The sequence below is a fragment of the Blautia sp. MB18-30 genome, assembly GCF_023669475.1.
Taxonomy (GTDB): Bacteria; Bacillota; Clostridia; order Lachnospirales; family Lachnospiraceae; genus Blautia_A; species Blautia_A fusiformis.
The window spans coordinates 1-20,495 of sequence record NZ_JAMOYY010000009.1 but is presented as its reverse complement, the minus strand read 5'-3'; the positions used below and the strand labels follow the sequence as shown (position 1 = coordinate 20,495).

Annotated in this window: 19 protein-coding genes and 1 riboswitch; of the genes, 3 read left to right on the top strand and 16 right to left on the bottom strand. The window is 43.9% G+C overall.

The features are described from left to right. Positions 1-194: 194 nt before the first annotated feature. The 6 genes from NCY57_RS05890 to NCY57_RS05865 all read right to left on the bottom strand — a co-directional run bounded on the left by NCY57_RS05890 (position 195) and on the right by NCY57_RS05865 (position 6,951). The gene (locus tag NCY57_RS05890; RefSeq protein WP_015527451.1) at positions 195-911 is read right to left on the bottom strand and encodes an MgtC/SapB family protein; all 717 of its coding nucleotides are present in this window, start codon (positions 909-911) and stop codon (positions 195-197) included. 288 nt (positions 912-1,199) lie between these two features. Then, entirely contained in the window at positions 1,200-2,522 is a 1,323-nt protein-coding gene (locus NCY57_RS05885) for an ABC transporter substrate-binding protein (protein ID WP_015527452.1), read from the bottom strand. A gap of 89 nt (positions 2,523-2,611) precedes the next feature. Continuing rightward, positions 2,612-3,430: a carbohydrate ABC transporter permease gene (locus tag NCY57_RS05880; RefSeq protein ID WP_021651865.1), complete on the bottom strand. Its 819-nt coding sequence runs from the start codon at positions 3,428-3,430 to the stop codon at positions 2,612-2,614. Then, positions 3,430-4,296, bottom strand: coding sequence for a carbohydrate ABC transporter permease (locus tag NCY57_RS05875; RefSeq protein WP_022426943.1), 867 nt, complete (start codon positions 4,294-4,296; stop codon positions 3,430-3,432). The genes NCY57_RS05880 and NCY57_RS05875 overlap by 1 nt, the downstream gene beginning before the upstream one ends. A 671-nt stretch (positions 4,297-4,967) precedes the next feature. Continuing rightward, positions 4,968-5,432, bottom strand: a complete 465-nt coding sequence (locus NCY57_RS05870) for a DUF1700 domain-containing protein (RefSeq protein WP_022426942.1) — start codon at positions 5,430-5,432, stop codon at positions 4,968-4,970. A 283-nt stretch (positions 5,433-5,715) separates the two neighbouring features. After that, on the bottom strand, positions 5,716-6,951 hold the full coding sequence (locus NCY57_RS05865) for a galactokinase (RefSeq protein WP_442863819.1): 1,236 nt from the start codon (positions 6,949-6,951) through the stop codon (positions 5,716-5,718). Between the two features lie 345 nt (positions 6,952-7,296). On the opposite strand from NCY57_RS05865, the gene NCY57_RS05860 reads away from it, so the two are divergent. Then, positions 7,297-8,187 carry an AraC family transcriptional regulator gene (locus tag NCY57_RS05860; RefSeq protein WP_250789549.1) on the top strand — a complete coding sequence of 297 codons (891 nt, stop codon included), beginning with the start codon at positions 7,297-7,299 and terminating at the stop codon, positions 8,185-8,187. Between the two features lie 74 nt (positions 8,188-8,261). Here the strand turns inward: NCY57_RS05860 and xylB are convergent, their stop codons facing one another. The 5 genes from xylB to NCY57_RS05835 form a co-directional block, all read right to left on the bottom strand. After that, positions 8,262-9,722, bottom strand: coding sequence for a xylulokinase (gene xylB / locus NCY57_RS05855; RefSeq protein WP_022426939.1), 1,461 nt, complete (start codon positions 9,720-9,722; stop codon positions 8,262-8,264). A gap of 198 nt (positions 9,723-9,920) precedes the next feature. Then, positions 9,921-11,405, bottom strand: a complete 1,485-nt coding sequence (locus NCY57_RS05850; RefSeq protein ID WP_178016047.1) for an L-fucose/L-arabinose isomerase family protein — start codon at positions 11,403-11,405, stop codon at positions 9,921-9,923. An 83-nt stretch (positions 11,406-11,488) separates the two neighbouring features. Further along, on the bottom strand, positions 11,489-12,106 hold the full coding sequence (locus NCY57_RS05845) for a DUF4867 family protein (RefSeq protein WP_021651856.1): 618 nt from the start codon (positions 12,104-12,106) through the stop codon (positions 11,489-11,491). Positions 12,107-12,218: 112 nt separating this feature from the next. Then, positions 12,219-13,070, bottom strand: a complete 852-nt coding sequence (locus NCY57_RS05840; RefSeq protein WP_059086155.1) for an AraC family transcriptional regulator — start codon at positions 13,068-13,070, stop codon at positions 12,219-12,221. Continuing rightward, positions 13,054-14,028, bottom strand: a complete 975-nt coding sequence (locus NCY57_RS05835; RefSeq protein ID WP_015527464.1) for a bile acid:sodium symporter family protein — start codon at positions 14,026-14,028, stop codon at positions 13,054-13,056. The genes NCY57_RS05840 and NCY57_RS05835 overlap by 17 nt, the downstream gene beginning before the upstream one ends. Before the next feature lie 196 nt (positions 14,029-14,224). Between NCY57_RS05835 and NCY57_RS05830 the strand changes: the two genes are divergently transcribed. Further along, on the top strand, positions 14,225-15,166 hold the full coding sequence (locus NCY57_RS05830; RefSeq protein ID WP_015527465.1) for a glycosyltransferase family 2 protein: 942 nt from the start codon (positions 14,225-14,227) through the stop codon (positions 15,164-15,166). 4 nt (positions 15,167-15,170) lie between these two features. Here the strand turns inward: NCY57_RS05830 and NCY57_RS05825 are convergent, their stop codons facing one another. Continuing rightward, positions 15,171-15,734: a prolyl-tRNA synthetase associated domain-containing protein gene (locus tag NCY57_RS05825; RefSeq protein ID WP_250789548.1), complete on the bottom strand. Its 564-nt coding sequence runs from the start codon at positions 15,732-15,734 to the stop codon at positions 15,171-15,173. A 179-nt stretch (positions 15,735-15,913) separates the two neighbouring features. Next, positions 15,914-15,986, top strand: a riboswitch (Fluoride riboswitch). A gap of 61 nt (positions 15,987-16,047) precedes the next feature. Between NCY57_RS05825 and NCY57_RS05820 the strand changes: the two genes are divergently transcribed. Further along, the gene (locus tag NCY57_RS05820) at positions 16,048-17,277 is read left to right on the top strand and encodes a chloride channel protein (RefSeq protein ID WP_250789547.1); all 1,230 of its coding nucleotides are present in this window, start codon (positions 16,048-16,050) and stop codon (positions 17,275-17,277) included. Positions 17,278-17,393: 116 nt separating this feature from the next. Here NCY57_RS05820 and NCY57_RS05815 read toward each other — a convergent pair whose 3' ends face one another. The 4 genes from NCY57_RS05815 to NCY57_RS05800 all read right to left on the bottom strand — a co-directional run bounded on the left by NCY57_RS05815 (position 17,394) and on the right by NCY57_RS05800 (position 20,350). Beyond that, the gene (locus NCY57_RS05815; RefSeq protein ID WP_250789546.1) at positions 17,394-18,158 is read right to left on the bottom strand and encodes a hypothetical protein; all 765 of its coding nucleotides are present in this window, start codon (positions 18,156-18,158) and stop codon (positions 17,394-17,396) included. A 294-nt stretch (positions 18,159-18,452) separates the two neighbouring features. Continuing rightward, entirely contained in the window at positions 18,453-18,806 is a 354-nt protein-coding gene (locus NCY57_RS05810) for a hypothetical protein (protein WP_129976250.1), read from the bottom strand. A gap of 762 nt (positions 18,807-19,568) precedes the next feature. Continuing rightward, positions 19,569-20,162, bottom strand: a complete 594-nt coding sequence (locus tag NCY57_RS05805) for a hypothetical protein (protein WP_250789545.1) — start codon at positions 20,160-20,162, stop codon at positions 19,569-19,571. 29 nt (positions 20,163-20,191) lie between these two features. Continuing rightward, positions 20,192-20,350 (bottom strand): hypothetical protein, encoded by a 159-nt coding sequence (locus NCY57_RS05800; RefSeq protein ID WP_173740172.1) that lies wholly within the window; start codon positions 20,348-20,350, stop codon positions 20,192-20,194. Between the last annotated feature and the right edge of the window lie 145 nt (positions 20,351-20,495).

The following is a 20,495-nucleotide window of genomic DNA, read 5'->3' as shown; positions in this document are numbered from 1 at the left end:
TGCCGGTCTCTGTTCTCAATGGCATTCTCTGTATTCAGCAAGCTGAATCAGATTCCTTCTTCACTTTGAATTCATTATATCAGACTATTCTTCGTATTTCAAGTGCATTTTTCGTAAAATACATCGTTTTTTCTTTAACATGCTCTTAACTTTCTCAAAAACATGATAAGTTTCATTGTATTCCCGATTCCCGATCATATTTCCTCCACAGAAATAACTCCTTCCTGCTGTCTTACCTCACGAAATACAGTATGGCGTGCTTTCCATTTGGCAGCTTCCATTGTTGCCTGGATCACCACACTCTGTGTTTTGGATCTCTTTTTGATGATAACTACGTTGGAGATCAGGATGTCCTCTTCCCGGAGCTTCTTTATGACCATACTCATCTTGTCTTCATTTTCAAACTCCATATATACGTCATAGGTATTGGAATGCTCTTCCACATAAACCTCTATATATTTCGCATATTTGAACACCAGAATAAGCCCCAACGTGGTAAAGATCGCACCGCTGTAAAAGCCGATCCCCACAGCAAGTCCGATACACGCTGAAGTCCAAAGACTGGCTGCTGTCGTAAGACCGGATACATGTCTCTGTCCGGTCACAATGATGGTTCCCACTCCAAGAAAACCAATCCCGCTGACAACCTGTGCGCCAAGTCGTGCAGTATCTCCGATTCCTGCCCCATTAGAATATACATGGATAAAATCGCCCGTCATCATAACCAGAGTTGCCCCCATACAGACGATCATATGTGTTTTTACACCTGCCACACGCTTCTTCATTCCACGATCAATACCGATCAGACATCCAAGAAACATCGCAAGGATCAGCCGAAACAGCGTCGATCCCATATTTAAAGTGTGCAAATAATCCGATATTGCATTACATGCTCCGAGAATTCCGCCCATAAATTTGCTCCTTTCCTGTTGTAACATTATTTTCTGCCGGTGATAACGCCAATAGCGCATCCTTCCATTTTACCCTGCACGAACGCCGCAGGCCACACTCACTCCATTCGAAAGCTGTCTAGTCAGCCGGACTCACTCCGTCCGTCTCACTACGCAGTTTTTCATATGATCCTATACCCCGGATATACATGATCTGTAGTCTCACAGCATGTAAAACAGCAGGGATACCGGCGCCCAGCGGCGGTATCCCTATCTGTTGCTCTATCTACTGATCAGAGGGCATTCTGATTATTTAATAGACTCGTTATAGTTCTCGATCGCTTTGTTTACAGAAGCTGCAAGCTGATCAACAGCGTCCTGAGTTGTAAGCTTGCCATCATATACCTGCGGCATGATCTCGTTGAATGTAAGACGGGCTTCTGTCTGTACACCTGAGAGAACACCTGCTGTATTGCAGTTTACAGGAGAATCCTTCAGCTGGTTGATAGCTGTCTCGAAGTTCGGGTTTTCTTTGAGGTAAGCCTTCATATCCTCTGTCTCATAAGCTTTCTCGTTGATCGCAAAGTATCCTGTACCCATGGACCATTTAGCCTGTACATCAGGAGTTGTGATGTACTCGATGAATTTCCATGCTGCATCTTCGTTAGCTTCGTTGCCTGTATCTGTAAGCCACAGGGATCCACCACCGATGATAACACCGCCTTCATCATTCTGCTCGATTCTCGGAAGATATCCTGTACCAACTTCGAACGGAGAAGAATCAACTGCATTTTTCAGGATAGCAGTAGACTCGATGATCATACCAACCTGTCCGGAGAAGAATGCTGTCTGAGTATCTGCTGTTGTTGTTCCGTAATCTTCGAAATATCCGGAATCATACAGCTTTTTCCACATATCAAATACTTTCAGGCCGCCGCCGTTGGAATCAAAATCAACAGCTGTAACTGCCTCTTTACGTCCATTGTCATTGTTTCCGTATGTTACACCAAGTCCTGCAAGCTGCTGCTCAAAGAACCATCCGTAAATAGCCTGTGAATAACCAACCGGAGCTGCTCCGCTCTCTACGATCTTCTTGGCATCCTCAAGAACCTCATCATAAGTTGTTGGCGGAGTTTCAGGATCAAGTCCTGCTGCCTCAAATACGTCTTTGTTGTAATACAGCATAGGTGTGGATACGTTAAATGGCATTGCATACTGCTTGCCGTCTACGGTATAGTAGCTGCTGATAACCTCCATAACAGAGCTCTTATCATAGCCTGTGCTCTCAAATTTGTCTTCTACAGGAATGACAGCACCACTGTCATACATGAACTTTGTTCCTACGTCATACATCTGGCAGACATCCGGAAGACCGGAGTCACTCTGCATAGCAGCTTTCAGTTTTGTGATGGTATCATCATAGGTTCCCTGATACTCAGCTTTAATCTCAATCTCATCCTGGGATGCGTTGAAATCATCCACGATCTGCTGAAGCACCTCACCGTTTGTGCCGCCCATTGCATGCCAGAATGTAAGTGTTGTTTTCTCAGCTGCACTTACTGAGCACGGAGCTGCCAGAGATGCAGCCATGATTCCTCCTAAAAGAATCGCCATCCATTTTTTGTTGTTCATATAGAAACCCTCCTTTTATAATGGTCCGACCCGCCCCAATACAGGTCGGACAAATTAACATTTTTGCTACTTGCTCTTATGTGATTGGATCAACCCTTAACAGCACCTGCTGTCAGACCACTGATCATCTGCTTCTGACCAATGATAAATACAAGGATCGACGGAATCAGGATAACCATAGCGCCAGCCATAACCGGTCGGAAGTCTGTTGCCTCAGCCCCCTGAAGCATACCAAGACCGATCTGAACCGTTCTCATATTTACACTGTCTGTTACAAGCAGTGGCCACAGATAGTAGTTCCAGCTCTGAAGGAATACATAGATGATCAGAGCACCCAGTGATGGTTTGATAAGCGGAACACCGATGGTATATAAGAACTTGAAATTTGTACATCCGTCAATCTCTGCCGCCTCATGGATCTCCTTCGGCAGTGTCAGGAATGCCTGACGCATGTTGAATACCGCAAAAGCTGCTGCTGCATTAGGAAGGATCAGCGCTGCGTATGTATTACGGATACCCCAGTCAGCAATAGTCAGGTAGTTTGCGATGATGATCGCCTGGCTCGGGATCATCATGGTTGCCAGCATAATATAGAACAGGACCTTTTTGCCTTTGAACTCCATCATTGCAAAAGCATATGCTGCAAGAGCACCTGTAACGACCTGAGCAAATGTGATAACACCGGATACGATCAGTGAGTTCTTAATGAAGGTAAAGAACGGTGCAAGCTGAAATGCTCTTGTGTAGTTCTCGATAGTCAGATGGGACGGCCAGAACTTTCCGCCGTAGATCTCCTTCAGATCCATCATACTAACATTGAAACAGTAGATAACAGGAACAATAATAATAATTGCAAAAATAATATTCAGCGCATACATCGCCACTTTTACATATGGTTTTTCTTTCATCAGTAGGTCACCTTCTTTTCCAGTCTAAACTGCAGTGCAGTCAGGATGATCAAAATAACAAACAGAATTACGGATTCTGAACAGGCCACACCGAAACGGCTGTTGATAAATGCCTCCTGGTAAATCTCATACACGATAACGTTGGTACTCTCTGCCGGTCCGCCCTGGGTCATCATCTTGAACTCTGCGTATGCCTGTACGGAGTTGATGACATTGATGATGAGAAGGAAGAACAGTGTCGGAGAGATTGACGGAATCGTTACATGACGGTGCTTCTGGAAGAAATTCGCTCCATCCAGGGCAACGCTCTCATAAAGCTCAGCCGGTACACTCTGGATCGCTGCAGTAAGGTAAATGAAATTCATACCGATCGCCATCCATACACTAACGATCGTAACTGCGATCAGTGCATATTTCTTATCTGTCAGCCATCCGATATGAGTTCCGAGAGCCCTGTTCAGGATACCCAGAGAGCTGTGGAAAATAAACATGAACACTACAGATGCCGCTGCTGCGGAAATAGCCATCGGAAGTGCATATACAGTACGGAAAAATCCCTTTGCCCTGATCTTCTCTGTACTGATGATCGCCAGTATAAAACCGAGCACAATAGAAAGGATAACTCGCATAACAGAAAATTTCAGTGTTGTCACCAAACTGTTAAGGAACGTTCCATCTGTAAAAATATTCGTATAGTTGTCAAGTCCTACATACTGTGCCACCTGACCAAGAGGTGTGGTTCTGGCAAAGCTCAGCTGGATCGTCTTAACGAACGGCCAGAATACAAACAGTATAAAAAGGATCATTACAGGAACCAGATAGAGATAAGGCTCCACTGTCCTGAAAAAAGATTTTTTACTTTTCATTGTATATCACCTGCTTTTCATAAATTTACGTACTACCGATCAGCTGCATCATCACGATATCTCTGTCCTCCTGACAGTGCTGATCATGTTGCTCATTACACATTCTGCTGAAAAACATTTCCGTTATATCTTCCAGCAATTACCCCAATACATTAAGCAAAACTCTCATTTACGTTCTGCTGTCAAAAATGCCCTCCCACTACCCTCCTTTGTATTTGCGTGTTTGTTATCTTTACCAACTTTTTACCAAATGATAACACATTTCTTGCATATAATCAACAATTATTTTCTTATTTTTCAATATTTCTTTATTTATTTTATACAATTATCATTTAATAATAATTATTTTTTTATCTATTTTATACATTTTACCGCGCCTCAATAAGGCAATCCATTCTGATCACCTTCCATAAAAAACAGATAAAAAAATCGGCAGAAAATAACGCATCCTTAGATGCATATCTTCTGCCGTTCTCTCTTCTCAATGGCATCATCTGTTTTTATACAAAACAGACACAATCTCAACTTGTTAACCCAGATTATACAGTAAAATCCACTATAAATCAAGACCAAACACATATTTTTTATGCAAATCTTATAAATACTTTTTTCACAAGCAATCCATTTCATTACACGGAAATTGTCTTTAATTCACAGCTGTTGTGGAACAATTACACTTTTTTCTTCCTGTACCAGGATATTAAATACAAAACTATACCAAAAATTATCAAAAATGGAGCAACTGCCACCAAAACAGTTGTTAAAAGTATCACAATTAACGCTGCAATGGCGATCACGATTGCCTTCCCATACCATGTGCTCAGATCCAGTTTAAAGCTTCTTGCCTTTCCGGCACTGCTCTCCGTCCCATTATCCGCATAATCATCTGCACCGTAGCTCTCTTCAGAATAACCAGACTCATCATAAACAGCTGCACTGTCATCTGTATCGATCAAAGTCTTGGCGATCAGCCTGGGATCCCCCAGTTCTGCCAGAACATCTGATTCACTTCGACCGTTCCGGACCTGAGACTGAATGTAATCCTCATAATACCGCACATGAGCCGCAGCTCTCCCCTGGGTCATCTGTCCGGACAGCTGTCCCCGTAAAACCTCAAGAAACTCTCTTCTGCTCATAAATATGTCAAACCTTTCTTATGAAATATAATGAAAAAAACAAAACTCAAAACAACTCCAGAAACCTCACCTTGAAAACTTCTGCAAATTCTTTTTTATTACTCTCTTAAAATTTTTCTCATTATACCATAACCCATAAATTTAAATCAGAAACAAATCATAAAATTTTGATTAAAAAATAAAAAATCATAGTACAGCGCAAAGGGCGATTCATTTTCGGATGCCGCCAAAGCCGCATTCGGAAACGAATCGCCCTCCATGACGTTCGTTATGCCGTCAAAAATCACTCAACATGAACAGCCCCTGTACTCCTGATATTCATCGGATAGACATTTTCCCTTCCAACATACTGAGCCATATAGTCCACATACGCATCTGCGTTCTCGATTGGAAGCACGCACATGATAACTCCTGCAAAACCACCACCATGAACTCTGCAGATACCAGCACCGATTTTATTCAGAAACAGCTTGGTAAGCGCCAGACTCAACGTAATCTTCTGCTCCTTGCAATTCTGCAGAGAATAACAGTTCTGCAGCCACTCCCAGGAAGAATTACCAGACTCTTCAAGAAGGCGCAGGAATCCCTCACCGTCTTTATTCTCAACAGCCTTCACAGCATCTGCAACACGTCTGTTCTCTTCATAAAAATGCATCGCACGAAGAACAGCACGGTCATTCGGAATATCCTTCACATGTGCCAGAAGATTCTCCATACTGGACTCACAGAGAAGCTCTACGCCCATAGCCTTCGCAGCCTCACGCATCTCCATAGGAATAGAGGAATATTCCTCACTGAGATCTGCATGGCCCTTACCGGTATTTACGATCACAAGTCTGCAGCCCATATCCTCAAAGGAAAATGCAATCTTCTCACAGCTGATATTCTCTTTATCAGAGAAATCCAGAAGGATCGGGCCACCGGCAGCACAAGCCATCTGGTCCATCAGACCGGAAGCCTTTTTCCAGTAAACATTCTCAGCATACTGACCTGCTCTCGCATACTCGCCATACTCCAGCTTACCTTCATTAAAGAAATAATTGGCGATCGCACATACAAGCATCTCAAAGGAAGCAGAGGAGCTTACACCTGCAGCGGCAATAACCCTGGTGGAAACATAAGCGTCAAATCCACCGGTAGCATAGCCTTTTTTCTGCATATACTCCATAATACCTGCAACAAGAGCATCTGTACCTTTTGTATAGGTTTCTGTGCTGAGCTTGTCAAGATCAACAACTACTTCCTGTTTGTAACCCTCACTGATCATATGGATCACATTGGTTCCGTTTGGATAAGCAGCACCGATGGTATCCAGATCGATACTTGCCGCAATGATCTGACCGCCGTTATGATCCACATGGTTGCCAATGATCTCCGTACGGCCCGGAGCAGTAAAAAACTCTGCCTTGTCATGATGATATTTCTTCTCGAAATTCACAGCAAGATTGGTATAACGGGCACTGCTCTCCTCTGCCTCGCCATAGATTTTTTTCAGCACGTCTGCTGCCGGAATTTTAATTGTTCCCATTTTTTCTTCCTCCTGTTATATAGTTTACACCCCAGATCCGGAAGAACCTGAAAAAATCTTCCGCTCTGTCACGCTTCATGGTTACTGTTCACTCCGTTCTCAGCAACACGCTTCGCAATGCGCGGAATATTACCAGTGAATAGTAACGCTTCATGTACTTTTATTATAACAGTTCCGTCTTTTCTGTCCATAACAATTTTGTGTGAAAACCGTATTATTTTGTGGTGATCCCGGAATATCCCTTTGCATTTTCTGCCTTTTCTGATAAAATAAATTCCACTATGAAAAGCAGATATACACTTCAGGATCCGCGCACAGAAGGAAGGAGGTAACACCATGCAGATCATCACAGATCCCGCCGGAAAAGAACTGAAAAAACACGGAGACAGCTCCTTCCCATTCCTGGTAAGCTACGAGCGGCTTTCCGGCTATGAGACCGGTTCCTTTCTGTGGCACTGGCATCCGGAGATCGAGCTTACCTATATCGAAAAGGGTGAAATGCTCTACAAGATCAATCAGAATACCTTTCACCTGAAAGAGGGACAGGCAATCTTTGGCAATGCCAATGCCCTTCATGCCGGATATATGTATCAGGATCAGGACTGTCAGTATATCCCCATAACCTTTGACCCCAAACTGATCTACGGATTTTCGGGAAGCCTTCTTTTTCAGAAATATACAGAACCGATCCTCCGAAGCTTTTCCCTGTCCGCCGTACCGCTTGATCTATCCTGCAAATGGCATTCCGAGGCCATAAAAGATATCCGCGACATCATCGACCTGGACAGTATCCGGGAACCCATGTATGAATTTGAGATCATCGCCAGACTGCAGCACTTCTGGAAAATCTTGTATGAAAATACAATCTCCCGGACAACTCTTCCATCCGGTCAGGATGAAGAAAACTACCGCCGCATCCGTCAGATCATGTCCTATATCGCAGAACACTACTCTGAAAAGATCCTCCTGAATGATGTTTCAGACCTGATCCACTTAAGTCCCAGCGAATGCAGCCGGCTTTTCAAAAAATGCATGAATATCACTCTCTTCGGATACATCCAGGAATACCGCATTGAACGCAGCCTGGAATATCTGGAAAATCCCTCCTGTTCTATCACAGAATCAGGACTGCTGTCCGGTTTTTCGGACTCTAATTATTACACAAAGGTCTTTACGAAAATCAAGGGCTGTACACCAAGACAGTACAGAAAAAATCAGGAGCTGTGACATGCTCCTGATCTTTAACCGTTCAGTGCTCCATACCTATGAAGCATAACAATATTTATCCGTGAAAATGGCTGTTATCTGAACAGCTCTTTCATTGCCGGATACAGTTTGCGGAATTTCCGGTATTTTTCTTCATATTTTGCAACCAGCTCCGGTTCCGGTTCTACCGTATCTACTACCCTGACCAGCTTATTACAGATCGTTTCCACATCCGGGTATTCACCGCAGCCTACTGCTGCCAGCATTGCACCGCCCATGGACGGACCTTCCTCATTCTCCGGCACATCCACCTTCAGGTTCATCACATTTGCAATGATCTTTTTCCAGAGAGGGCTCTTAGCTCCGCCGCCGCAGATCTTGGTGCGCTCAATATGGATCCCGAGGCTTCTTGCAACCTCAAGGGAATCTCGAAGTCCGAAAGCAACTCCTTCCAGAACAGCCTGTGTCATATCTGCTCTCGTGGTATCCATGGACATTCCGAAAAATACGCCTCTTGCATCCGGATCGTTGTGCGGAGATCTTTCTCCCATCAGATACGGAAGGAAGAATACCTGATTCTCGCCAAGCTTTTGGATCGGTGCCTGCTCTGCCGCAAAATCCTTTGTCTTAAGGATCTCCTCTGACCACCATTTGTTGCAGGAAGCAGCGCTTAACATGCATCCCATCAGATGATAGCTTCCATCTGCATGGTCAAAGGAATGCAGTGCATTGTTTTCATCTACTCCGAAATCTTTGCTGGAAATAAAGATCGTACCGGATGTTCCAAGGGAAATATTGCACTGGCCATCGCCAACCGTTCCTGTTCCGACAGCTGCCGCAGCATTGTCGCCTGCACCTGCTACAACCTTCACATCTTCTGAGAAGCCAAGCTCTTTTGCAACTTCCGCTTTCAGGTTTCCGACTACCTGCCAGCTCTCATACAGCTTCGGAAGCTGTTCCTCTGTGATATGGCAGATCTCAAGCATTTCCTTTGACCAACAGCGGTTCTTCACATCCAGAAGAAGCATACCGGAAGCATCGGATACATCTGTGCAGAAGGATCCGCTTAAGCGATAGGCAAGATAATCCTTCGGAAGCATGATCTTTACCACTTTTTTAAAATTCTCAGGCTCATGCTTCTGCATCCAGAGGATCTTTGGTGCAGTGAAGCCTGCAAATGCAATGTTTGCGGTATACTGAGAAAGTTTTTCCTTTCCGATAACCGTATTAAGATATTCCGTCTCCTCACCGGTACGGCCGTCATTCCAGAGAATCGCCGGACGGATCACATTGTCATCTTTATCCAGAGTTACAAGACCGTGCATCTGACCGCCAAAACCGATTCCTGCTACTTCTTTGCGGTCAATCCCTTCTGTGAGCTCTTTGATCCCTTCCATGCTCTGGGCGAACCAGTCCTCAGGATTCTGCTCAGACCAACCCGGATGGGGGAAGAACAGCGGATATTCTTTTGATACGATGTTGCAGATCTTTCCGGATCCTTCCATAAGAAGAAGCTTTACAGCGGAAGTTCCAAGATCAACGCCAATATAATACATAGTAATTTTTCCTCCTGTAAATACAGAAACCGCGGCCCTCAGTTCGCAGCGCCTGCACGCCTGAGAGCCCGCGGTTTCTGAATCGTATTTAACCAAATCAAGAAAGTCCCCTGCGGGGTTACGAAAAGCAATAAGCAGCGAGTGGAGACTTGCTTGTATCAGGCAGCACGTACGGATGATCTTACCTGCCTGTTTTAATTATCTCCAAGGATTCTCTGTCGGATATCTCACGCCTGCCGGCTGATTGTAACCGATCTCTTCAACCGGTACACCAATGTATTTGAACACCTCGAAGAGAGCTTTTCCGTGATGTCCGAATGCTACAGCACCGTGATGCGGGAATCCTCCCTCGATCAGCACGTGACGGTAGAAACGTCCCATCTCCGGAATTGCAAATACACCGATAGCACCGAAGGAACGTGTTGCAACCGGAAGAACCTCGCCGTGTGCGATATATGCACGAAGCTTGTTGTCCGCTGTACTCTGCAGACGATAGAAGGTGATATCGCCAGGCTTGATATCTCCCTCAAGAGTTCCGTTTGTAACCTCGATCGGAAGGGATCTTGCCATGATCATCTGATATTTCATCTCACAGAAGGACAGCTTGCTGGATGCTGTGTTTCCACAATGGAATCCCATAAAGGTATCCTGAAGTGTATAGTTGAATTTTCCTTCGATAGATTCTTTGTACATATCCTTCGGAACGGAATTGTTGATATCAAGAAGTGTAACGATATCATCACTTACTACCTGTCCGATAAACTCACTTAATGTACCATAGATATCAACCTCACAGGATACCGGAATGCCCTGTGCTGTCAGACGACTGTTTACATAACATGGAACAAATCCAAACTGTGTCTGGAATGCAGGCCAGCATTTTCCTGTCAGTGTTACATATTTACGATATCCTTTGTGATCTCTTACCCAGTCCTTCAGAGTCAGCTCGTACTGTGCAAGCTTCGGAAGGATCTCAGGTTTCTTGTTTCCCGCACCAAGCTCTTCTTCCATCTCTTTTACGAGCGCCGGGATCCTTTCATCACCTTCATGCTTGTTGAATGCCTCGAAAAGATCCAGCTCTGAGTTCTCCTCGATCTCAACGCCAAGGTTGTAAAGCTGTTTGATCGGTGCATTGCAGGCAAGGAAGTTTGTAGGACGCGGTCCGAAGCTGATGATCTTCAGGTTGCTCAATCCCTCGATCGCTCTTGCGATAGGAAGGAATTCATGGATCATATCCGCGCAGTCCTCTGCATCACCTACCGGATACTCCGGAATATAGGCTTTTACATTACGAAGCTGCAGGTTGTAGCTTGCATTCAGCATACCGCAGTAAGCATCTCCACGTCCCTGGCAGAGATTATCCTGTGTTTCCTCAGCTGCTGCGATAAACATCTTCGGTCCCTCGAAATGCTTTGCAAGAAGGGTCTCAGAAATCTCCGGTCCGAAGTTTCCAAGATATACACAGAGTGCGTTACAGCCTGCTTTTTTGATATCCTCCAGAGCCTGGACCATATGGATCTCACTCTCTACGATACAGACCGGACATTCGTAGATATCCTTTGCATCGTATTTCTTTGTGTAAGCGTCTACAAGAGCTTTTCTCCTGTTTACGGAAAGGCTTTCCGGAAAACAATCTCTGCTGACTGCAACGATTCCGATCTTAACTTCTGGCATGTTGTTCATAATCTTCATTCTCCTTTTTATATCCGGCAGATTTTCCACCGGTGATATTATTGTTCGTTTGTAACTATTCACTTCACCCAACATCAGTCAAGTGTGATATTTTCACCCTTCAATCCGTTGAATGCGCCTTCGATCTTCGCATCCTCATGAGCGATAAGCCATTTATTTCTGGCTGTCATCAGACCGTCCTCTCCGTCCCCTGACATCGGAAAATCAATCTCTGTGTTGGTTCCTCTCGGAAGAACAACTACACACTGAAATCCACTCTCATTCACATGACACGGTGCATAGTGGAGCGTTGTGGCATAAACCTCGATCCCAGTTCCTGCCGGTACCAGAAATGCCTCCACCTTTGAGGTATCGTATGTAAGATCCTCTTCTATATCCTGCTGATGTCCGATAAGCAGTACAAGATCTGTCACTGCTACATTGATCTCGGAATTCCGATGATATTCCAGGGCATTCAGCTTTTTATTGTGACCATTGCAATATCCGATCTGGACAGGTAATCCACCAAACGCTCTGTTTTTCAGCTCTTTTTCCACATCGAGAGCTTCCAGCTCCTCTGCTGACGGAACATATACCACATCCTCCGGAACCGGTGTATGCTTCATCTCCTTCAGAAGCGGACCGAAATTGTATCCCTCCAGAACCTTTCCGTATCTGCGGAAAGCCGGATCTGTTACTTTCTGAATTTTCACGATTTAACCCTCCTTACAAAATTACTGTTTCACAGCTTCTCTGTATCTTCGTTTTGAACTGAAAAAAGCATACCACATCATGGTATGCTTTTCGCCGCTTTTCTTGACTCATTCATAGCACTTTTTTGACATTTTTATGATTCTGACGCTCCACTCTTCCCGGCAGGATCCCGTAACGCTTTACAAATTCCCTGGAAAAAGCCCTGCTGCTTGCAAACCCGTTGTCAAGTGCGATAGAGCTGATGGTATGATCTGTATGCAAAAGCTCCTTATAGGCGTATGCCATGCGGATATCCTGTAAATATGTCTTAAAATTGACCTTCGCATATTTCCGGAACATTCTTGACAGATATGCATCGGAATATCCGAACATGGCTGCAAGTCCGGAAAGCCTGAGATCCTCCTTGTAATGCTCCCGCATATAAGTGGTTATTTTTGACAAAGCATCCAATCTGCGGCTGATCTTCAGCGCATTCTCCTCCACCTCTGTTTCCCTGTATGCGGAAACCATAAGATAAAGGACTTCATAGAACACTGCCCTGATACGGAATTCGTACCCCGTTTCCCCGGATACGTACACCCGGTACATCTCCCGGATCAGAGAAACCATCCGCCTGTCTGTTTCCTCAGACTCTTCGTTTCTGCTCCGAAAACGGATGAACCTCTGAGCGGTAAAATAATCCGAAAACTGCTTCAGCGGGATCTGCAGTACGATGGTCTCATTACGTACTGGCGCCTGAATAGAATGTACTTCATTGGAATTAATGATCAGAAACTCCCCTGCCTTCAGAGGATACTCGTTCTCATCGATATAAAAATAAAGGCTCCCCTCCATCACCGCAAAGATCTCGATCGAAGTATGCCAGTGTTTTTCCCGTACATAATTTCCGTTTCTTCCTTCAAAAAGAAAAAGCTTAAAAGGAAATCCTTCATTGGGAATGATCAATTCATGCTGAAACTCCATGCTCCTTCTCCCTTTCCTGCTGTCCGGTCTGGACCCGGCGCATCATACTTCCATAAAAAGCCGCCAGGATCTGCTGAAATAACGTTCCGATCATAACCGGAAATAATGTTTCCGCCGGAAAATACGCTCCCGCGATCACCGCACCGGCGCTGATGTTCCGCATTCCGGAACCATAGATCATGGAAACCGTTGCCTCTTTGTTCTGTCTTGTAAGAATGGCAATGATCCAGCCGATGGCATATCCCCCTGCTGCCAGGACCAGGATCGCTGCTGCTACCTCCAGCCGTTCTCCGTTAAGATGCTTCATATAAGGAGAAACCTTGGAAGAATTGGAGGTTACCACAAAGATCAGGCACATTTTTGAAAAAGGTGCCAGCTTTTTCGGCCAGGTCTCCATAACCTTTCCATGGCTGACTTCATTAAGGCACATGGCAAGGACTGCCGGCAGAGCGATCATGAAAACCAGCTCCTTCATCATTCCCACAGTATCCATTTTTACGCTGGAGCCCACCAGGAGCTTCAATACTGCCGGGATCAGAAAGGGAGCCAGGATTGTATCGATCACAACCAGCGAAAGTGACAGCGGACTGTTTCCATTATAAATGGATACCCACATCAGACTAATCACCGCTGCAGGTACGGAAAATTCCAGCACCATTCCTGTGATATAATTCATATTGCCCGGGAACAGAAGATGTCCCAGACCGCAGGCGGCCACCGGTCCCAGCACATGAAGGATCAGCAACATCAGGATCAGCGGAAGCGGCCGCTTAAACACATCTGCTACATCACGGAACCTGGATTTCAGCGCACCGATAAAGGTCATAAATGCAAAAGCATACGTCACATAGGGCACGCCATGCTTCGCAATATCCGGAAACAGCACCCCTGTAAGCAGACAGGCCGGCGTCACAAAAGCCATCCATTTCTCTATAAAGCTGTTAAATTTTTCCAGCATATCACACCTCTTGTTTGTCTTTTTTTACAGTTTATCACAAAAAAACAGCGGTGCAAGAAAAAAAATCCCCTGTTTTATAGCCGATTCCGGACAAATATGATATGATAGTACCCATCCAAAAGCAACCTGAAACCAGGGCGGACTACAGATATCCGCCAAAATGATCATTTTTTATGATCTGGAAAACGAGGCAAAAATGATTTCTTTAATTATACCATGCTTCAATGAGGAAGAATCCCTTCCGCTTTTTTACCCGGAAGCCACTTCTGTCCTCAGGCAAATGAACTGTGATTATGAGCTGATCTTTGTGAATGACGGTTCCAGAGACAGAACCCTTGAGATTTTAAAAGAGCTTTCCGAAAAGGATCCTCATGTGATCTATCTTTCTTTTTCCAGAAACTTCGGAAAGGAAGCTGCCATGTATGCAGGCTTCTGCAATGCCGGCGGCGATTATGTAGCAGTAATGGACGCTGATCTTCAGGATCCGCCGTCCCTTCTCCCGGAAATGCTGGAGAAGCTGGAATCCGGAGAATATGACAGCGTTGCCACCAGACGTGTCAGCCGTGACGGAGAGCCACCTATCCGGAGCTTTTTTGCCCGGAAATTTTATCAGCTGATCAATAAGATCTCGGATGCAGATATTGTGGACGGCGCCAGAGACTTCCGTCTGATGAAGCGCAGTATGGTGGATGCCATCGTCTCCATGAGTGAGTACAACCGCTTCTCCAAGGGAATCTTCGGCTGGATCGGTTTCCGCACCTGCTGGCTCCCCTACAAAAATATCGAACGCGTAGCCGGTGAGACCAAATGGAACTTCTGGAAGCTGTTTAAATACGCCGTCAGCGGCATCATCAATTTTTCTCAGGTACCGCTGACCATCGCCTCCTGGTTCGGAACGACCATGACCGGTTTTTCCTTTCTGGTCCTGGTAGCCATCATCGTCCGAAAGCTGATCTTCGATGATCCGGTCCCAGGCTGGGCTTCCACCATCTGTGTCATCATCTTCATCGGCGGCCTGCAGCTTTTCTGCCTGGGTATCATGGGACAATACATAGCCAAAACCTATATGGAGGTCAAGCAGCGCCCCCATTACATCATAGCAGAGTCCAACAAAAAGGACTTTACACCCATACGTTGATTTTCTATTCTGTCGGCAGCTCGACCACCTGATATTCGTGGCCCAGCGCCGGCAGGATTTTTTCTTTTACATCACCGGTCTTCATCAACAGAGTGGAAGTATTGATACACGGATGGCATCCGAAATATTCTTCATCCAGGACTTCTTTATCGATCACCAGGTGTACCTTCTTTTCTTTATCAAAGATCAGTCCCATCAGACTTAAGGACCCTGGGGTAATGTTCAGATATTCCTCCATCTGCTCTCCGTCTGCAAAGGAAAGTCTGGCTGTTCCGATCTGTTTGGACAGAAATTTTGTTTTAAACGGCTTCTCTCCCGGCATCAGCAGCAGATAGAAATCCGTTTTCTGTCGGTTGCAGAGAAAAAGATTTTTGCATATCTGCGCCCCCAGAAGCTGATCCACTGCCTCGCAGGCCTCCATGGTCATCAGTGCTTCATGATCTGCTCTTTTATATTCAATCCCAAAACTATCCAGAAAATCGTACACTGCGATTTCCTTCTCCAGACGGCCCTCGGTGTTCTCCGGTCTTCCTGTATAGACTGTTTTGTCAATTCTTGGTTCTTCCATGGTGTCTCCTCCGTTATTTTTACATTCTCATATGTGCAAGTCTTAGTCGCAGCATATTACGCTTTACTGCTTCAACCGTAACCTGCCGATTTGTTTAATCATAGCACACCTGTAACAAATAAGATACTCCGGATTTCCGTCTGACTATTGACGATATCAGCCTCGGATGCTATACTCTCAGGCAGAAAGGGAATGAAGTTCTCCCCCGATCTTTATCGAAACCGCCAATGAGCTGATGACTTCTGTGCAATGCACGGGGTTACCAGCTTTTTTTGATGGATTTTTCAAAACGGGGAGATTGAAAGGAGTTACTATGACAAAAGAAACTATCCAAAAAGAACATCAGATCCTGCAGCTGAAATATGCTGTCCTTGCAGTGGTCGTGGGAATCTGCGTCGGGATCGTAGATACTATCTTCGGCCGGGGCCTGCTGGCGATCTCTGCTTTTCGCACTGCACACTGGCGCTGCCTGCTGCCCTTCCTGCCTCTGGCCGGACTTCTTATTTTATGGATGTATCATCATTTCAGCACCTTAAGCTTAAAGGGCATGTCCCTGATCTTCGAAACCGGGCAGAAAAAAAGAGACCAGATTCCTCTGGCCCTTGTCCCTCTGGTAATGCTCGGCACCTGGATCACTCATCTCTTCGGAGGAAGTGCCGGCCGTGAAGGTGTTGCCGTGCAGATCGGTGCTACACTCTCCCACGAGGCCGGACGCAGGCTGCATATCCGGGAAAATAAGCCTGTCATGCTGATCACCGGTATGGCTGCCGGTTTTGGCGGTCTGTTCCAGACACCATTAGCCGCTGTATTTTTTGCCATGGAGGTGATCGTTGCCGGATATCTTGAGTACGATGCGCTGCTGCCGGCACTTATCGCCGCATATACAGCCTCCTTCACCTCTCATTTCCTGGGACTGGAAAAATTTTCTGTGGATATCCAAGACACCTGGACTGTAACCGATCTCCGAAGCATGATCTCTCTCATTGCTCTCGGACTTGCCTTTGGTCTAGCAGGACGATGCTTTTCCGTACTTCTTCAGAAAGCAAAGAAATTATTCGGGAAAAAAATCTCAAATCCGCTGATCCGCATCGGTGTCATGGCCATTCCACTGGCAGCTCTGCTGTTTGTGATCCACGGCGGACGCTACACAGGTCTTGGAACCAATCTCATCTCCGCTTCCTTTGCCGGAGAAACGATTTACGGATATGACTGGATTCTGAAGCTTCTGTTTACTGTATTTACACTTGCCATCGGTTTTCAGGGCGGCGAAGTAACGCCACTGTTCTCCATCGGCGCTTCCCTCGGAGTCGTCCTAGGTTCCATCCTAGGGATCCCTCCCATGATCTGCGGAGCCCTCGGCTACGCCGCAGTATTCGGCAGCGCCACCAACACCCTCATCGCCCCGATCCTCATCGGCCTGGAAGTCTTCGGCACCCGAAACACCATCCCCCTTATCCTGGTATGCATCCTCGCTTATCTGGTCAATGGAAATCACTCCATTTATGGAGCACAGCAGAAGGCACTTTGCAGGTTTAAGGAGTAGATATGTACATATTTTTTATTCGGTCATGACTGACTCGGTTGTGGCCGAGTGAACTACCCATCACCTAAAGGTAATGGACTTCTAAGGATATCAGATTCGCCATATGATTCCTTTCTTCAGCTATTAATGGATTCTATCTCCGAATCATCATATATTTTCTTTAACTCTTTTCTCATTTCCTTATTGATACTTATATATTTTGAATCATCATCAGCCCATTTTACTTTCAGGATATCGTGTTTGCGTACATATAATACAGGCAGCCGGCTTCTGTGCTTATCCATAAAGATTCCCCCGCTTTCATAAAAAGTTTCCTGCAGGTAATCATTTATTTCATCTACCTGGATCACAAATGTAAAACGAATATCCTTCTTTTTTTCTTCTCTGGTCATCTCATTGATCCAGAACTCTGCAAATTTATCATTTAACAACAAAACATCATTTCTATCCATATCTGTAATATCTATAAGCGCCCAGATATTCACCTGATTATTTCTATTTTTCTTGAAAAAACTTACTTTTCCTTTTTCATCCAGTTCATATTCTGACTTTTTTTGATACTGGTTATGTAAAAGCCCTTTTTCAAATACAACGTTTCGTTCTTCGACCTCTTCTGGAAAAGTTATTTTGATATCTATTAACCTCTCATATTTGCAACAAATAAAACTGAATGGCATCCAGATTCCTTTTTTATTCTCTATATACATGTAGCTTCTTGCATGAATCCTAGCACTATGCTTCAAAAATTGAACATACCCCGCTGTCATTAAAATATGCAGTGATAATAACGCTTTTTCAATCGCATCATTCCCACTGCTATTCGTCCAACATTTCCAACAGGAATATACTGCTGCAAAAAAAACATCTGTCAAAAGCAACATTTGAAACAGAAAACACCCTCTGATTCCGGAAAGTCATTTTCGATTTTTTCTCATCATCCCATAAACATATAAAGGATTTTCATCTACACTTTCCGAAGAAATATCCTGATCCGGTGTTCCGCCAAATCTGAATACCCATCCAGTCAATGCCAAATATCCCAAACCGGCTACTCCAAATGTGAATCTATCATCTTCAAAAATCCAACGATATGACAAAAATAAAATACAAAATAACAAAATTTTTCCAAGTATATTATTTTTTCTTTTTCGGTTTATTATGATCCCCCCTAGTCATCAGGCCTGTACAACATCCGATATTCCCAGACAATCCAACAGATCTTTTTTCATTTTCTCATATTGTTTTTTACATCTCGAATATCTATATAACGGAAGGATTTCCAAGCGATTATAATAACGGTTATATACCGCTCCAAGACGGTATCGTCTTTTATACATCATTATCCCTGAATTATTCCGTACAATGCTCTTCAGAACACGATTATCATCTTCTACTTCCAGCACAAAGGAAAAATATATTTCCTTTTTTTCCTCTTTCGTTGTAATATACTGTTTCCAAAATTCTACAAAAGCTTTATTTAATTTTCCGATATCCGCTTCCTGAAACAAATCTGTTTTTACATATGCCAAAATATGTATCTCATCTGTTTTGTCATATCTGTAGAAAAAAGTTTTTCCATTTCGAGGAGCTTTATACGTATTTATATATTGATAAATTCCAAAATCTTTTTCCATTACATCAGAATGTATCTGTAAATCCCTGTAACACACCGGATTTTCATAATACATATTGATATTCTGGCACAGAAAACTGAATGGCGCCCAATTTCCTTCTTTATCTGTTGGGTATTTATAATTCTTTTTATAAAATTTCACATAAAATATCCACATGCATGATCTTGCCATGATCATAAAAGCCAGCGAGATATTCAGAAGGATTTCTATCACTGTACTATTTATACCTGGATTTACATACTGCATCCCCAGATATGTAAAATACACTCCCAGCCACAGAATCATTATTTTTCGCAAAAACAAAAAACTTTTTAACTTTCCGTTTTTCCTGATAGGAAGAGCATATTTCGATTCCTTTTTGTCATTTAACATACCGTGTACATAAAATGGATTCTGACAGTTATAACTATCCGGCACATTATAAGGGGTTTTCCATCTTGACGGTATAATAACCGTAGGAATAAATAGAATATTTGAGATCATCAGGCTTACCAGAACCGCCAAAATTTCCATTACACCGACCGGCGCCAAATAGAAATAAAAAGATTTCAGTAATCCTCCAAATACCAGGGCATATACGCATAAATAAATTGATTTGCTCAACATGTCGATCATTTCTCTGTATAATTGTCTCTTTCTTTTCCAATACATATTCTTTTAATCAAGTGATATCTTCTCTCCATTTACAGAAATCCAGTAATCTTTCGGTTTGTGTTCCATGTATCCATAACATATCTTTTCATTTTTGTTATTTTCTGCTTCCAGAAATTCTGTTCCTACAGAATCCTTCACATCGGCTATTACATAATTATCATCATTCGGTGCTACCAGTACATACCATTCCCCATTGATTTCTATCGTTGACATATCGATATTTATCTTTACATCTTGATACTCTCTGCCTGTACCATAAAATATAGAATCCGGCAATTTCCATTTCCCAGAACTTTCCGGAAAAATCTTCCCCTCTACTGTTCCTTCGTTATCCATGATAACATATGTAGAATTTTCTCCCTGCAGAATACGGATGATCTCAGCATTATCACCATATGCTTCCACGGCTTTCTCCACAGAACTGAAACTTCGGTGAGTATACACTGTATCGCAAACAAAGAGTCCGATTCCTAATATAACAATTGGTGCGACAACCTTAACTGGTGTCTTTTTTGATTTTCTTTTATAAGAAATAGCGATCACCAGATTAATAATAATTACCAGATATACAATTGGTTCTATCACTTTGATCAACATACCTTTTTCACATTCCCTTTGCATACAGTCTACAGATCTATATCACGTCTTCCGATCACCCGCTTCAGTTCTTCTCTCATTTCTCTGTAAATATTTTTATATCTGGACTTACGGTCCGTACATTTTATTTTTATGATGTCATGTTTTTTCTCATACAAAACAGCCATACGACTTCGATGTTTATACATTCGTATTCCTGACCCGTCTTGACACTCCCCACAGCTAAAGCAGGGGGATTCTTGCTTCTCCCACTACTGCATTGGCAAACACCTTACGGTACTGCAATGTCTTACACAGTGTCCACAAGCTATATTTATACTGTTCCCGTATGCC

What these genes read in the sequence shown, in the direction of transcription:
- xylB (WP_022426939.1), bottom strand. Translation starts at nt 9,722, where the DNA reads ATGTATTATATTGGCGTTGATCTTGGAACTTCCGCTGTAAAGCTTCTT.
- NCY57_RS05885 (WP_015527452.1), bottom strand. Translation starts at nt 2,522, where the DNA reads ATGAACAACAAAAAATGGATGGCGATTCTTTTAGGAGGAATCATGGCT.
- NCY57_RS05890 (WP_015527451.1), bottom strand. Translation starts at nt 911, where the DNA reads ATGGGCGGAATTCTCGGAGCATGTAATGCAATATCGGATTATTTGCAC.
- NCY57_RS05815 (WP_250789546.1), bottom strand. Translation starts at nt 18,158, where the DNA reads ATGTTGCTTTTGACAGATGTTTTTTTTGCAGCAGTATATTCCTGTTGG.
- NCY57_RS05825 (WP_250789548.1), bottom strand. Translation starts at nt 15,734, where the DNA reads ATGGAAGAACCAAGAATTGACAAAACAGTCTATACAGGAAGACCGGAG.
- NCY57_RS05850 (WP_178016047.1), bottom strand. Translation starts at nt 11,405, where the DNA reads ATGAACAACATGCCAGAAGTTAAGATCGGAATCGTTGCAGTCAGCAGA.
- NCY57_RS05880 (WP_021651865.1), bottom strand. Translation starts at nt 3,430, where the DNA reads ATGAAAGAAAAACCATATGTAAAAGTGGCGATGTATGCGCTGAATATT.
- NCY57_RS05830 (WP_015527465.1), top strand. Translation starts at nt 14,225, where the DNA reads ATGATTTCTTTAATTATACCATGCTTCAATGAGGAAGAATCCCTTCCG.
- NCY57_RS05820 (WP_250789547.1), top strand. Translation starts at nt 16,048, where the DNA reads ATGACAAAAGAAACTATCCAAAAAGAACATCAGATCCTGCAGCTGAAA.
- NCY57_RS05840 (WP_059086155.1), bottom strand. Translation starts at nt 13,070, where the DNA reads ATGGAGTTTCAGCATGAATTGATCATTCCCAATGAAGGATTTCCTTTT.
- NCY57_RS05800 (WP_173740172.1), bottom strand. Translation starts at nt 20,350, where the DNA reads ATGTATAAACATCGAAGTCGTATGGCTGTTTTGTATGAGAAAAAACAT.
- NCY57_RS05860 (WP_250789549.1), top strand. Translation starts at nt 7,297, where the DNA reads ATGCAGATCATCACAGATCCCGCCGGAAAAGAACTGAAAAAACACGGA.
- NCY57_RS05870 (WP_022426942.1), bottom strand. Translation starts at nt 5,432, where the DNA reads ATGAGCAGAAGAGAGTTTCTTGAGGTTTTACGGGGACAGCTGTCCGGA.
- NCY57_RS05835 (WP_015527464.1), bottom strand. Translation starts at nt 14,028, where the DNA reads ATGCTGGAAAAATTTAACAGCTTTATAGAGAAATGGATGGCTTTTGTG.
- NCY57_RS05805 (WP_250789545.1), bottom strand. Translation starts at nt 20,162, where the DNA reads ATGTTGATCAAAGTGATAGAACCAATTGTATATCTGGTAATTATTATT.
- NCY57_RS05875 (WP_022426943.1), bottom strand. Translation starts at nt 4,296, where the DNA reads ATGAAAAGTAAAAAATCTTTTTTCAGGACAGTGGAGCCTTATCTCTAT.